The following is a 13,665-nucleotide window of genomic DNA, read 5'->3' as shown; positions in this document are numbered from 1 at the left end:
TTGTGGGCAGTCGTTCGGCCGGAGCGGTAACGCAGAGCCAGGGGAAATCGGACCTATCGGGTACAGCCCCCGACCGGAAGCGAGCCATGAAGACCACTTACGCGCGGCTCCGCAGAACCCTTGGCCAGTTGGCGTACGAGAAGCGGTACGGCGTGCGCACCGCGGAACTGATCGAGCTCGACCAGCTCGGCATCGCCGGTGAACAACGCGGCTACTACGTCGCTGCGAGCTGGCGGACCCTGCGCCGCACCTTGTCGCGCAAGGAGGTCACGGCCCGTGACGTGTTCATCGACTTCGGTTCGGGGATGGGCCGGATGGTCCTCGAGGCAGCGAGGTTCCCGTTCGGCAAGGTGATCGGCGTCGAGCTGTCCGACGAGTTGCACGAGATCGCCAAGGACAACGTCCAGCGCACCCGGCAGCGCCTGCACTGCCGCGATATCGAACTGGTGCAGACCGACGTGCTCGAATACGAGATCCCGGATGACGTGAGCGTGGTGTTCTTCAACAACCCGTTCCAGGGGCCGGTGTTCACCACCGTGATCGAGCGCCTGGTGGCCACGCTCGACCGCAACCCGAGGGAGCTCAAGATCATCTACTACAACCCGGTGGAAGAGCAGACGATCATGGCAACCGGTCGGGCCACGATCGCGCGCAGACTCGTCCACGCCAGGCGCCGAACGGCTGGCTCGCCGTTCGGCGTGACGAAGGTTTTCGTACTGCGTTAGGCAGCGTCGACGGTCAGCGTGAACTGGCCGAGCGTCGCGTACCCGGAGTAGCCGGTGTTGGCTGGATTGCCCGCACCGGTGCCTTCGACCTGGAACGTGTACCGGCCAGCGGCCAGGTTCTGCGAGAAGTTCGCGTCCAACCCGGTCGCTTCATTCGTGTTCACACGCTTGACCGGCGGGTCGATGGTCGCGACGACCGTGCCGTTCGCGTCACGGACCGTGAGCTTGATGTCCAGGTCGGGCGCAAAGACCGCAGGCAACGCGTTGGCGGTCAACGTTCCGCCCGCGTGCTGGATCGCGAACACGTCCGCATCGGCGTCCGTGCTGATGATGCCGGTGACGGGCGTGTTGTCGGTCAGCGCGGTGGCCGAAGCGGGGTCGTTCGGGAAGTCGTCGGCCAATGTGGGGGCGCCATTGGCTGGGATGACTACCAGATCGTCCTCGTTGTTGTTGGCGTTGGTGTATTCGCCCTTGCTCCACTGGGTGACGGGCTGGCCGTAGCCGACGCCCATGATCGGCGCCCAGTTGGTGTGGCCGCCGTAGTACTCGGTGCCGCTGGTCGTGCCGTCGTGGTTGAGGCCCAGGTTGTGACCGGTTTCGTGGGAGACGATCTCGGCGATCGACTTGCCGTCGTAACCGCCGTTCGCGTACGCCCAGGCTGGCTGGTAGTTCGCGTGCCGGTTGGCCTCGTCGAACGTGCCGATGTACGCCTGACCACCACAACCACAGTTGGTGACGTCCTTTGGCGTGATCACCGCGCGAGTGCCGAAGACCTGGTCGGCCGTACCGGCCCTGGTGATCTTGTCCTCGGTCGGTTCCTCGGTGGTCACGTCGACGTTGAACGAGCGGTAGTCCTCGGACACAGCGAGAAATGCCTGGTAGATGGTTTCTCGCTCGGCGTCGCTGAAGGACGCCGGGTTGTTGTCCGAGTCGTACGCCGGGGCGTCGATGCGGGCGCCGCCGTTCCACGCGGTGCCTTGGACGCTGTGACCAGTGAAGTCGAGGTAGATCGTGCGGTTCGAGCCCTGACGGCTGTGCAGCTTGAACACGTCCACGCCGGGTGGCACGGCCAGCTTGGCCGCCGCGGCCGCCGGAGCCATCTTCTTCTCGACCGATCTGAACCGGCCGTCTTGGTCGGCCTGGAAGTGATCACTGCGAATAATCTTCTTCACCTGGGCGACCGGGATGTCGTTCACCACCGACAGGGCGATGGCGTTGACCGTCTCGAGCGGCTGCCCGGACGGCGCTTGCGGCGCAGACTGCGCCTGAGCGGGGATGAGCATGACCAATGCGACAGCCGCGGCGGCAGCAGTCACACCGGTCGCTCGTGCAGGGAGAGACAACCGGGACAACTCCTTTGGGTTAACCCAAATGGGTTCATCGGCGGCCGAGAATACAAACAATCGGTCGATCTGAACACCATCCAACGAACTAATTCCCCCTGTTCGGGCGAATTGAATGTTCACCCAACAGTGGGTGCGAGGTCGCTCGCGCGTGGCAGAGTCATCCGCTGTGCGAATTCGGGTGCTGCTCGCGTGTGTCCTGTTAGGTGCCGTCGTCGCCCAGCCGGCGCAGGCTGAGGGCCGCGGTTTCGGGCCGGAAAAGGTCCGGTTCTCGACGTTCAACGCCTCGCTGAACCGGTCAGCCGCGGGGCAGCTGGTCAACGACCTGTCCACACCGGACAACGCGCAGGCTCGCAAGGTCGCCGAGGTCACCCAGCGCGACCGGCCGGACGTGTTGTTGATCAACGAGTTCGACTACGCGCCCAAGGCCGCCGACCTGTTCCGCGCCAATTACCTGCGACGCGGCCAGAACGGCGCCAAGCCGATCGACTATCCGTACGCCTTCACCGCGCCCGTGAACACCGGCGTGCCGAGCGGCTTGGACTTCAACCGCGACGGCCGCACTGACGGACCGGACGACGCGTACGGCTTCGGCCTTTTCCCAGGTCAGTACGGCATGCTCGTGCTGTCCAAGTTTCCGATCAGGGACGTTCGCACGTTCCAGAACTTCCGCTGGAAGGACATGCCCGGCGCGCTGCTGCCGGACGACCCGGCCACCCCGGCGAAGGCGGACTGGTACTCGCCGCAGGTGCTCGACGTGTTCCGGCTTTCCTCGAAATCGCACTGGGACGTTCCGCTGCGGATAAACGGGCAAACCGTGCATTTCCTGGTTTCACATCCGACGCCGCCGGCATTCGACGGAGCCGAGGACCGGAATGGCACCCGTAACCACGACGAGATCCGGCTTTGGCCGACTACATCACTGGTAAGGCCGGTTACCTCTACGACGACACGGGGAAGCGCGGCGGGCTGCCGCGTGGCGCCAAGTTCGTGATCGCCGGGGACAACAACTCCGACCCGATCGACGGCGACAGTGTTCCCGACGCGATCCAGCAACTCCTGGACTCGCGGCGCCTGATCGACACCAAGCCCAGCAGCCGCGGCGCCGTCGAAGCCGCGCGGACGCAGGGCGGCGCGAACCTCAACCACGGCACGAACCCGCGCTACGACACCGGCGATTTCAACGACAACGCGCCCGGCAACCTGCGCGTGGACTACGTGCTGCCGTCGCACGGCTTGATTCCGCTGCACTCCGAGGTGTTCTGGCCGGTCGCGAGCTCGCCGCTGGCCCGGTTGAACGACACGTCGGACCATCACCTTGTCGGCCTCACCCTGCTAGTTTCGGGCTGGTGACCAGGACTCTCACGCTGCTGCGGCACGCCAAATCGGCCTGGCCGGACGGCGTGCCCGACTTGGAACGCCCGCTCGGCGAGCGAGGCCGCCGTGACGCCCCGATGGTCGGCCGTTGGCTCAACGAGAACGTGCCCGACCTGCAGCTCGTGGTGTGCTCAACAGCGCTGCGGGCGCGCCAGACGTGGGAACTGGTGTCGGCCGAGCTGGTCACGCAGCCAGAAACCCGGCACCACGCCAAGATCTACTACGGCCCGTTGCTCGAAGTGGTCCGTGACCTGCCGCCGGAGATCAACTCGGCGGTGCTGGTCGGCCACAACCCGGACATGGAAGACCTGGTCGAGCACCTGACCGGCACCCACACGACCTTCAAGACGTCGACGGTCGCCGTAGTGCGCTCCGAAATGGACTGGTCGGATGCGGGACCGAACTGGGCGCAGCTGCGGGAAACCGCGACTCCTCGTGGCTAACCACTACTCCGATCGAGGGACGCTGATCACCTAGGTTGTTCTGGTAGCGGGAACCCTGAAATCCTCGGGTCGGGGCGTCGACACGATTGGTTCGGACACATGCCGCAGGTGAAGCTGGGGGAAGACAGCTCGCCATTCGGACGTGAGCTCCGCAGGCTGCGCACAAGGCGCGGCCTGTCCCTGCAGAAGCTGGCCGAGCAGGTCAACTACACCCGCGGGTACATCGGCAAAGTCGAGACCGGTGACAAGCCACCGACCACGGAACTGGCCAGGCGCTGCGACCAAGTGCTTGAGGCAGGCGGCCAGCTGATCGCGCTGGCGACCTCGGAAGGCCTGCCCCGCTTGGCCCAACTGCCCGCGGCGGCGGCAACGTTCGTCGGCCGAGAGCACCAACTGAGCCAATTGGACCTAGCGCTGTCCGGCGACATGCCCGGTGCACCATGGACAGTCGCGATCGACGGACCACCGGGTGTCGGCAAAACGGCGTTGGCGTTGCGCCTCGCGCACCAAGTCAAAGACCGCTTCCCGGACGGCCAGTTGTACGTGGACCTGCACGGCTACTCGCCCGACGGCCAGCCATCGCGCCCAGACGTCGTCCTCGAGGAATTCCTGGTCGCCCTCGGCACGAACGCCGCCGCGATCCCAGCATCCACCAGCCAGCGCGCGGCTCTGTACCGATCGTTGCTGGACGGCTGCCGGATTTTGCTCGTTCTGGACAATGCGCGCGATTCACGTCAGATCGAACACCTGTTGCCAGGATCCGCGGGCTGCGGCGTGATTGTCACGAGCCGAATGCGCCTCGGCGGCCTGCCGATCAGGCAAGACCAGCGGATCACACTCGGGCCACTGAGTGAGAACGAATCGATCCTGTTGCTGCGGACGGTGATCGGCAATTCCCGCGCGGACGAGGAACCAGAAGCAACCGCAGGACTCGCCCGCCGATGCGGCCATTTGCCGCTCGCACTGCGAATCGCGGCCGAACGCGTGGCGACGCACCCACACCATTCAGTGGACGAACTAGCCGACGAGCTTGGCGCGGAAGAAGAACGCCTCGACGTACTGTCCGCAGAGGACGATTCCATCGCGGTCCGTACGGTGTTCTCGTGGTCCTACCGTGACCTCTCCGGCGAAGCCGCCCGCATGTTCCGCCTGATCGGCCTCCACAAAGGCCCGCACCTGAGCGTGCACGCCGCCGCTGCCATGGCTGATGTTCCAGTCGCCCACGCACGCCGCTTGCTCGACCGTCTCGTCGGCGTACACCTGGTTCAGGGATTGGGTGGCGGCCGCTATCGATGCCACGACTTGTTGCGTGTCTACGCAGCCGAGCGTGCCAACGAAGAAGAACCTTTGGAGGCTCGAAACCTCGCGGTACAACGAGTGCTGCACTGGTATCTGCAAACGTCCTTCGAAGCGAACCACGTGCTCTCGCCGCAACGATTCGACCCACCACTCGAACCGTGCCCATTCTCGTTGCCAACATTGACATTCTCTTCGTACGACGAAGCATTGGCCTGGTGCGAAGCGGAAATGCCGAACCTCATCGCGGTGCCAAGGCTGGCGCTCGAATACGGCGAAGACGCGATCGCCTGGAAACTCCCGGTGGGCAGCTTCAACTTCGTATTCCTCAGAAAACGCTGGAGCCCATGGATCAGCGCACACGAACTCGGCATAGCGGGCGCCCGGCGGCTCGGCGACCGCTTCGGCGAAGCCTGGACGCTGAACAACGTCGCACACGGCTTCCGTGAACTCCGCAGGTTCAAGGACGCGAAAGAGCATCTGGCCCAGGCGCTGGAGATCCGCAAGCAAATCAACGACCAAGTCGGCCTCGCCTGGACACTGACCGCGATCGGATTCGTGGACTGCGACCAGAACGAATTCTCGGCCGCGGCGGACTCCCTGTTCGAAGCACTGAGAATCCGTGCGGAAGTCGAACACGAACACGCCGACAACGCACCTCTGATGACCGCGAACAAGCAAGGACAAGGAATCGCCCGAGCCTCCCTCGGCAACGCCCTGAGAGAACTCGGCCGCCTCGACGAAGCACTAGACGAGCTGAACCAAGCCCTGGACATCTTCCGCGACATCGCGGACAAACACGGCGAGGGCTACACCCTGGTCAAACTGGGCGACTTGTATGCCCGGCTGCGCAAACCCGATGAAGCCCTCGCCAACTTCGAACTAGCCCTGGCGACACGCCGCGAAATCGGCGACCGCTGGGGCGAAGCGGAAACCCTGCACAGCAGAGGCCGCTTGCTGCTCGACACCGGCGAGGCGGAGGCTGCCCGCGAATCCTGGCACGACGCGCTCGCCATTTTCACGGACCTGGACGACCCTCGGGCCGAGGATGTGCGTGAACTGCTCGCATCGACGCCCCGCACCGCGGGCTGAACCCGCAGGTCACCCCTCGTGAGTGGTTACGCGGGTTAGAACACGTCTAACCACTCACGAGCTTTTTAATGCAGGGCTTCGAAGAGGCGGGCTAGGAATGCCTCTGTGTTCACCGATGTCGCCGCGCGCACCGGGGTTCTTCCTTGGCCTGCTTTGCTTTCGATGTCCGAGTCGTCGACGATGTTGCGCCAGTCCGTGATCAGCTGGCCGCGGGTGTGCGTGCCGCGCAACTCCACGGTCACCACGACTTCCTGGTATTCCGCCAAACTCGGGTCCTGCAGCAGCACCGCTGCCAGTGGGTCGTGGATTGTGCAGGTGCGGAAGCCGAACATTCGCGAGTAGAAGTCCGAGTAGTGCTTCAGCAACGCGCTCGCGAACTGGGCGCGTGGCGTTGGGAGTTCCGCCAGCGCCGCCATCCAGGCTTCGTCGGCGCGGGCTTTCTCCGTCACGTCGAGGCTGACCAGGGTCAGGTTTGGGAAGCCTGCGTCGAACACCAGGTCCGCGGCTTCTGGGTCGTGCCACATGTTTGCTTCGGCATGCGTGGTTACGTTGCCGGGCACGCCAAGTGCTCCGCCGAGGACCATCACCGACCGCAGTAACTCTGGTAGCCGGGGTTCGAGCAGCGTCGCGATGGCGACGTTCGTCAACGGGCCCAAGGCAAGCAGGGCCAGCTCGCCGGGGTTTGCCCTGGCGAGCTGCACGATCTGTTCCGCTGCCGATATGTCCACGGGGCGGCGGTGTGGGGCGGGGCCTGCTTGGCCGCCGAGGCCGTCGGCGCCGTGGACGAATTCCGTCGTACGTAGTTCCTGGGCCAATGGGCGGTGTGCGCCGATGGCGACTGGGACGTCGTTGAGGCCTGCGATGTCCAGCACTCGCAAGGCGTTGTCGGCGGCTGTCGGGGCGGGCACGTTGCCGTGCACGCTTCCGACCGCGACGAGCTCGATATCCGGTTGTGCCGCGAGGAAAAGGATCGCGAGCGAGTCGTCGATGCCCGGGTCAGTGTCCAGGATGATGCGCACGACGGTTCACTCAACCAGAACGGTCAGCAGGTCGCAGCAAAGTCGTGCTCAGCAACCCATACAGCGCAGCGCCGATCACGAACGCGACAGCGACACCGATGTTGCTCGCGCCCACGCTTCCTGCTTCGGCCGCAGGTGTCAGCCAGTAGCCCAATATCGTGCGGATATTCGCGTCAGCCGAGGTGACCAGGCCTAGGCCGACGACTATCGCGACCACGATCGACACCACTCCGGCCGGGTTGAAGGCGCCATATTTGCCTGCCGGGTCGTACAAGGCGTCCTTGTCGTAGCCGTTCTTGCGGTGCAGGAACATGTCAGTTACGAAGATCGCCGACCATGCCGCCGTGACGACACCGATGACGATCAGGAACGACTGCACCGGTGCGAAGAAGCTCGGCGCGATGAAGACCAGGTAGATCCCACCGATGACCATCAGGACACCGTCTATCGCCACCGCCACCCAACGCGGGATCTTCAGGCCGAGGGCGAGCAGGTTCAGTCCTGAGCTGTAGAGGTTGAACACCGCGCCCGCGATCACGCTGAGGATCGTGGCCAGCAGGAACGGGATCAGGAACCACGTCGGCAACGCGACCGCGAACGCGCCGATCGGGTCGGCTGCCGCAGCCGCGGCCAACTGTGGATTGCCCGCGGTCAGCAGGACGCCGAACAACATCAGGATCGCGGGCGCGGTCGCGCCGCCGATCGCCGTCCACCAGATCACCGACTTGGCCGAGCCCGCGGTGTATCGGCTGTAGTCGGCTCCGCCTGGTGTCCAGCCGATTCCGTTGGCTATCACCAGGGTGACGCCGCCGATCAGGAGCGCGACGCCGCCCGTTCCGGTGCTGGTGGAGAAGTCGAGTTCAGGGATGATGATCAGCAGATAGCCGACGACCGCGATGGCGACGGCCAGCGTGATCCACTTCTGGACGCGGAGGATCACGTCGTAGCCGTAGATCGCGATCAGCATGACCAGCCCGGCCGTGATCACGAAGCCGAGAATGACCATGGGCGTGTTGTTCAGCTCGGGATCGATCCGTTCGAGGATCGTGCGGGTAGCCAGAACACCCAGCGTGACGCTGACGGTCTCCCAACCAACTAACGACAAATAGACGAAGAATGTTGGCAATTTGTTCCCGTGATGCCCGAAGGCCGCCCGGCTGAGTGTCATGGTCGGCGCGCCGCCCAAGGTTCCCGCCCGCGCGACGAGGCCGACGACGGGATAGGACACGGCCAGTCCGATGACGACCGCCAAGGCGCCCTGCCACGGATTCAGGCCGAGACCCACCACGAAGACGCCGTAAGCCACGGTGAAGAAGCTGAAATTCGCCGCTGTCCACGGCCAGAAGAGGCTGGGTGGGCTGCTGTGCCGCTCGGCTTCGCCGACCCAGTCGATGCCTTTTTGCTCGATCTGCCAGCTGTCCCGCGCGACCCCAACCACAGGCGCCCCTCCCTGCTCCAGTGGGGTGACGCAGTGGTGTCTCCCAAAAGAGTCGACAAGTCACCCCTGCAAACCAATGCCGCGGCAGTCAATCGTTGACGATAAGCGGAACGTAACAGGCGTGGCCGTGCATGAACAGCAGCATGTCTAGGGGTCTTGCTGGTGTGGAGCGGACGCGCCGACTGCGTGGGGGAGTCGCGTGGCGCGCCCGGCGATCATGGCCGGGCGCGAGTGTGGGATGCCCTGATCCACTCGGCGGCAAGGGCGTATGGGTCGACCGTGGTCGCGGTGCCTTCCGCGATGCGCTGCACCGCGAACCGCAACAGATGGCTGGCGTGCTCGGCACCGATGCCCGCTTGATCGGCGAGACGCTCGTAAGCCATCTCGGACTTCCACGCGCGCTCACACTGAGCGGCGACCAAGTCCGGTAGGTACTCCATGGCCCCGTGTACCCCTCCTGCTCTCATGCGGTTGAGACGTGCGGTGAACCTAATAGTGATTCGACTGTGAAGGTGACGTTCGCCATGCGTCGGTCCCGTAACGTTTGGGCAATGACAACCTCAGCCCGTGCGGTGTTGAGTCAGACACAAGCAGAACTCACCCCTTTGCCGGGAGCAAACCGTCTACTACCAATGGTTGCGGACGGACGAGCCCCAGTGTCAGCCATCGCGGCGCTGGCCGGTGAAGAACGGCACATAATCGCCAGTGACTGGCGGGCGTTCCTGACTTTGGCCGCTCGCGCGCAGGAACAATCCGCCAGGCAGTTCTTCAGCTTCCTTGCCGGTGGCGAGAGCCTAGCGCTGGACCTGCTTGTCCCACTGGCCGAGGCATCCGGAGCGGATCTCGACGGCTACGTGCCGCTGGCGGGCTGCCAGGCATATCCGGCGTATGTGGCGTCTTTGGCACTCAACGCGGAGCCGGTCGACGCACTGCTGGCGTTGTTCGCGAACTTCGCGGCATGGGGCGAATACTGCGCGGCGATCGCTTCTTCGTTGCGCGCGCAGTACGGATTCGACGATCAGGCATGCGCGTTCTTCGACTTCTTCGCCAAGCCCGTCCCCGAGCCGGAGCAGTATGCACTGAATGCAATTCAGGCGGCTTTGGACCAAGGCTGGCAGCCGAATGAGGCCCGGCGGCATGGACATATGTTGCTGAACTACGAGCTGATGTTCTGGAACACGCTCGCCGATCTGTAGAACTCAGGCCCGCAGGGACTCGATCATGATCGAGCCAAGCCTGCCCGGCTCGCCATCGTCCGTGTGCCGTTCGGCAGCGATGATCCCCACGATGATCGCTTTGACATCGGCGCCGGTGACGTCCTTGCGAACCGCACCAGCCTCCTGAGCCCGCGCGAGCAAGTGATCCTGCGCGGCGCGCAGGACAGCGTGCGTTGGTCCCAGGACCTCGACGGGATCAAAGCCCGACGACACCAGCGCCTCACCGAGGGCTTTGTTGCCGACTACCTGCCGGACCATCCGGACAACGAAACCGAAGAAGGCCGCACCGGGGTCACTCGCGCCCGCAAGCGCTTGCGCGTCCGCGATGAGCGCTTCGACCCGGCTGATCAGGATGGCTTCAAGCAGTGCTTCCTTGGTGGGGAAATGCCGGTAGACGGTGCCGATGCCAACTCCGGCCCGCTTCGCGACCTCGTCGACCGGAACGGCCAGCCCTTCGGTCTCGAAGACCTGCTGGGCAACCTCAAGCACCCGCGCACGGTTGCGCCGCGCGTCGGCCCTCAGCGGCCTTTCGGTCTCAGTCATGCTCCTCACCCGGATCGGCAGTCGACGGTTCCTCCGAGTCGGAAGATTCGGAGTCGCCATTCCGATTTTAACTCCGGTAAGGAGCGCGGAATGTGACCAAATACCACTTAGTAGGTGGGTTCATCGGAAAGTTCCCGCAGGTAGCTGGCACGCCTCCGGTGCGGTGGCTTCCGCACGTGGCAGCTGGTGATGATCAAGCCCCGCTCTGCCGACCGGGCTGCTGACAATGAATCCCGGCGTGGGTCGCTACGGGTGCGGCCAGGACCGCGGAGTAACTCATGCACCCGATTTGGAGGACTCACTGCGGATCGCCAGGACAACCTTCGTCCATGTCGTCGCCTCGCAGCCGGACGAAGCACCGCGTAGGTGCAAGCATTGCTTGGTGTTGGCGGGCGTGCGGGCTGAGTTTGGCGCGCTGAACGCCGATGCCAGGAACCCGAGGCTCGGGGTTGGGCCGGGAACCGGACGTTGACTGTGAATACCGTGCGCCTGGCGGGTTGTCTGTGTTGGGACCGGTCGTTCGGGTGAGGATTGCGGGCATTGCTTGGTGTTCGAGGGTGTGAGGGCCGAGTTAGGTGCGTTGAACGCCGCGAGGGTGGCCTTCACCGCATTGGGTCCTGTCATAGGTAGGGCGGGCTGGCGCGGCTGGCTGTGGTCAACCCTCTGCGAGTCGCCGTGCCGATCGCCCGTTGGTTGTACTGACTTGAGAGGCTAGGCACGCGGGTGACGGGTGGATGCGGCCGCGGTGGTGATTCCAGGTATGCGGCCGTTACGGCAGCGCCACTCAGCGTTTGGCCGCGGACTGCTAGGGCGTGTTTCGAATGTCCCGGTCGATGAGAGGCAGGATCGGGGTGGTTCCTGGCGACGCCGCGGTGACGCCGCGAATACTGGTTGTCTTTGGGCGTTGCCGCGGTGGCGTCAGGGGCCGCATCCGGCCTGGCTATCGCGATCGGGCATTTGAAACACGCCCTAGGGCGGGCGTGGGCCTATTCGTCGAGCGTGGTGTAGTTGGACCACTCGAGTTCCCGTTGGTCGCGAACAACAGCTGGGATCAAGTCGCGAGACCATCCAACTGTCGCGGCCACCACACAACCTCTTGGTGCCTGCCAGTTCTCCGGGGTGAACGCCAGGAACGGCACGAACTCTCGGCCCACGCGTTGTCCCACAATCGGATGATCGCCGGATGGCGGGCGCCTCAGGCCTCAGCGAACTCGGCGAAGCGTTCCTTCGCAGCGGCCGCGGTAGGTGCGCTGTAGATCGGCTTCAACGCCTTGGGCGATCACGTCCCGATGCTGCCGCCCGGCATAGCGGAAGCACATGCACGATGCACGTCTGTGTGATCGTTCGTGGTCACACGGCCGTGATCGCGTCCGGCAGTCCGGTCGCTCGGCACGCGGGTGTGCTTATGCCGAGGCGAGCCAGCGGTCGAACCAGGTTAAGTTCTGGGTCATTGCTGCTGCGCGGTGCGCTGGTTGGTGGAAGATGTGGGTTTCGCCGGGGAACACGATCAGTTCCACGGGCACTCCCTGGGCTTTGAGGTAGGCGCGGAGTTCCAGGTTTGCTACTGCGTTGAATGACGCTGCCTGGAGCAACATCGGTGTACGGATCTGGGCGGCGCGTAAGTCGGCGGCGTACTGCTGCCAGTGTTCCGCTGCTTGTGGGTCCACGGGTGAGCCGCCGAAGACTTGCTTTGCCCGTTCGGCCACGTTTGGGTTCTGGGCGCCGAGGAGCCAGTATCCGACTGTGCCGTTGCCGCCTTCGCCTGCGGAGACTGCCTTGAACATGGAGGAATGGGCTGCAGCGAGTTGGCTGACCTCAGCGCCGCGGCTGTAGCCTGCGATGCCGACGCGGCCTGGATCCACGAATCCGGCGTCGATGCCTTGGCGCACCGCGGCTTCCATCATGGTTACGGGCTCTAGCATGTTGCGCAGGGTTTCGGGCCAGTCCTTGCCGGGGCCACCTGGTGCGGTGGGTGATTCATCGACCCCCAGTACGACGAATCCCTTGGCAGCGAAGAGCTGTGACGGGTACTGCCATTCGTGGGCTTCCGACATGAACCCGTTTCGGGCCGCGTCCCCGCCATGCGTGATGACGACGGTCGGACATCTCGTTGACCGGCATTGTGGCGGGACGATTTGGTACCCGCCAGCTTTGTGGCCATGCGGGTCTGTCCACTGTGCTGCGACGGGAGGCTGGAACTGGATGCTGGCGAATTGCGCGTTGGGATTGTGCCCTTCGCGGATTGTCTGCCCCTCCATCACCACCAACCGTGGTGGCGAGCTCCAGGACTGACGGACAGCGGCGGCTCGGTTTGCCGCGTAGGAGAACGCGCTGAGGTTGTCCGAAGCCAGTGACTGTCGCGCGGGTGGCGTCGAAAGGGGCGTGTTGACCTGCCCGCCGGTTCGGACGTCGACTACCCAGGACTTGCCTCGGAAAGCCAGTTCCAACCGATCGCTATCCGCTGACCACGCCACCAACGGACCGAGACCGCCCTGCGGGCCAAGGTCCACGTCGGTCAGGTGCCGAGGACGACCAGCCTCCCATACCCATACGCCGACCCGCGCCGAGCCGTATTGGCCTTCCACAATGGACTGGATGCCGTACTTCGCTTCGTCGTACACCACGCCACCACTGGTGTCCGGCTTCACCAGGTGCGGTGTGATGAACGCGAGGCTGCGTCCGTCGGGAGACCATTGGTGCCGAAGGATTTTCGCGTCGTGGGCCGGGGTGTTCGAGTTGTAGAACGCGAACCGCTGCCCGCCGATCGGGACCGCTGGCACGGGTGCGTCGAACAGCTTGCGGGGTCTGCCACCGGCAGCCGGTACCGACCAGACCTCGTCGGCGCCGTCCATGGCGGTAAGGAACGTGATCGAGTTGCCGTGCCAGCCGAGGTCGGTCACCCGGTCGCCCGCGTAGACCGATCTGGCCCGGTCCGGTCGGTCGAAGTCCGCGACCATGATCCGGCTGGTCACTGTGTGCGTGGCGACCGACGGTTCGGTCACCAGAAAGGCGACTTGTCGACCGTCGGGCGAGATCCGGGTTTCCGGGATCTGCCTGACCTCTACGACGTCTCTTACTTCCATCGCACGTGCGGACGCCGATGCGGGCACGCTGGGCAGCAGGGCTGCGGCAAGGATCAGTAGGGCTAGCGTGATGGGTTTTCTCATGGTTT

The 13,665-nt window shown here is 64.6% G+C and carries 10 protein-coding genes and 2 pseudogenes; 5 read left to right on the top strand and 7 right to left on the bottom strand.

What is annotated here, in order from left to right; all coding sequences use genetic code 11:
- Positions 1 to 86 precede the first annotated feature (86 nt).
- Complete coding sequence (locus tag LWC34_RS21840) at positions 87 to 725, top strand: class I SAM-dependent methyltransferase (protein ID WP_233727033.1); 639 nt, start codon at positions 87 to 89, stop codon at positions 723 to 725.
- On the opposite strand, the gene LWC34_RS21835 is transcribed toward LWC34_RS21840, so the two are convergent.
- Positions 722 to 2,068, bottom strand: a complete 1,347-nt coding sequence (locus LWC34_RS21835) for a zinc-dependent metalloprotease family protein (RefSeq protein WP_233727032.1) — start codon at positions 2,066 to 2,068, stop codon at positions 722 to 724. The two genes, LWC34_RS21840 and LWC34_RS21835, sit on opposite strands and share 4 nt — an antisense overlap.
- 115 nt (positions 2,069 to 2,183) lie before the next feature.
- Between LWC34_RS21835 and LWC34_RS21830 the strand changes: the two are divergent.
- The 3 genes and pseudogenes from LWC34_RS21830 (at position 2,184) to LWC34_RS21820 (ending at position 6,276) form a co-directional block, all read left to right on the top strand.
- A pseudogene (locus LWC34_RS21830) lies at positions 2,184 to 3,421 on the top strand (endonuclease/exonuclease/phosphatase family protein).
- The gene (locus LWC34_RS21825) at positions 3,418 to 3,888 is read left to right on the top strand and encodes a SixA phosphatase family protein (protein WP_233727031.1); all 471 of its coding nucleotides are present in this window, start codon (positions 3,418 to 3,420) and stop codon (positions 3,886 to 3,888) included. The pseudogene LWC34_RS21830 and the gene LWC34_RS21825 overlap by 4 nt, the downstream one beginning before the upstream one ends.
- A 99-nt stretch (positions 3,889 to 3,987) precedes the next feature.
- Positions 3,988 to 6,276 carry an ATP-binding protein gene (locus LWC34_RS21820; RefSeq protein WP_233727030.1) on the top strand — a complete coding sequence of 763 codons (2,289 nt, stop codon included), beginning with the start codon at positions 3,988 to 3,990 and terminating at the stop codon, positions 6,274 to 6,276.
- A gap of 65 nt (positions 6,277 to 6,341) precedes the next feature.
- On the opposite strand, the gene LWC34_RS21815 is transcribed toward LWC34_RS21820, so the two are convergent.
- The 3 genes from LWC34_RS21815 to LWC34_RS21805 all read right to left on the bottom strand — a co-directional run bounded on the left by LWC34_RS21815 (position 6,342) and on the right by LWC34_RS21805 (position 9,173).
- The gene (locus LWC34_RS21815) at positions 6,342 to 7,295 is read right to left on the bottom strand and encodes a nucleoside hydrolase (RefSeq protein WP_233727029.1); all 954 of its coding nucleotides are present in this window, start codon (positions 7,293 to 7,295) and stop codon (positions 6,342 to 6,344) included.
- Between the two features lie 10 nt (positions 7,296 to 7,305).
- Positions 7,306 to 8,733: a purine-cytosine permease family protein gene (locus LWC34_RS21810; RefSeq protein WP_233727028.1), complete on the bottom strand. Its 1,428-nt coding sequence runs from the start codon at positions 8,731 to 8,733 to the stop codon at positions 7,306 to 7,308.
- A gap of 215 nt (positions 8,734 to 8,948) precedes the next feature.
- Positions 8,949 to 9,173 carry a hypothetical protein gene (locus tag LWC34_RS21805; protein WP_233727027.1) on the bottom strand — a complete coding sequence of 75 codons (225 nt, stop codon included), beginning with the start codon at positions 9,171 to 9,173 and terminating at the stop codon, positions 8,949 to 8,951.
- 216 nt (positions 9,174 to 9,389) lie between these two features.
- On the opposite strand from LWC34_RS21805, the gene LWC34_RS21800 reads away from it, so the two are divergent.
- Positions 9,390 to 9,929, top strand: a complete 540-nt coding sequence (locus LWC34_RS21800; RefSeq protein ID WP_308200123.1) for a TenA family protein — start codon at positions 9,390 to 9,392, stop codon at positions 9,927 to 9,929.
- A 3-nt stretch (positions 9,930 to 9,932) separates the two neighbouring features.
- On the opposite strand, the gene LWC34_RS21795 is transcribed toward LWC34_RS21800, so the two are convergent.
- The 3 genes and pseudogenes from LWC34_RS21795 to LWC34_RS21790 form a co-directional block, all read right to left on the bottom strand.
- Positions 9,933 to 10,493 (bottom strand): TetR/AcrR family transcriptional regulator, encoded by a 561-nt coding sequence (locus tag LWC34_RS21795; RefSeq protein ID WP_233727025.1) that lies wholly within the window; start codon positions 10,491 to 10,493, stop codon positions 9,933 to 9,935.
- Between the two features lie 1,112 nt (positions 10,494 to 11,605).
- A pseudogene (locus LWC34_RS59310) lies at positions 11,606 to 11,876 on the bottom strand (transposase); the annotation flags it as partial.
- 20 nt (positions 11,877 to 11,896) lie between these two features.
- The gene (locus tag LWC34_RS21790) at positions 11,897 to 13,660 is read right to left on the bottom strand and encodes a prolyl oligopeptidase family serine peptidase (RefSeq protein ID WP_233727024.1); all 1,764 of its coding nucleotides are present in this window, start codon (positions 13,658 to 13,660) and stop codon (positions 11,897 to 11,899) included.
- Positions 13,661 to 13,665: the final 5 nt, after the last annotated feature.

It is taken from the genome of Kibdelosporangium philippinense (assembly GCF_021390435.2).
In the GTDB taxonomy this organism is placed as follows: domain Bacteria; phylum Actinomycetota; class Actinomycetes; order Mycobacteriales; family Pseudonocardiaceae; genus Kibdelosporangium; species Kibdelosporangium philippinense.
Note: the sequence above shows the minus strand (reverse complement) of the source record. Positions and strands in the feature narration are given on the sequence as shown.

What these genes read in the sequence shown, in the direction of transcription:
- LWC34_RS21840 (WP_233727033.1), top strand. Translation starts at nt 87, where the DNA reads ATGAAGACCACTTACGCGCGGCTCCGCAGAACCCTTGGCCAGTTGGCG.
- LWC34_RS21805 (WP_233727027.1), bottom strand. Translation starts at nt 9,173, where the DNA reads ATGGAGTACCTACCGGACTTGGTCGCCGCTCAGTGTGAGCGCGCGTGG.
- LWC34_RS21820 (WP_233727030.1), top strand. Translation starts at nt 3,988, where the DNA reads ATGCCGCAGGTGAAGCTGGGGGAAGACAGCTCGCCATTCGGACGTGAG.
- LWC34_RS21790 (WP_233727024.1), bottom strand. Translation starts at nt 13,660, where the DNA reads ATGAGAAAACCCATCACGCTAGCCCTACTGATCCTTGCCGCAGCCCTG.
- LWC34_RS21795 (WP_233727025.1), bottom strand. Translation starts at nt 10,493, where the DNA reads ATGACTGAGACCGAAAGGCCGCTGAGGGCCGACGCGCGGCGCAACCGT.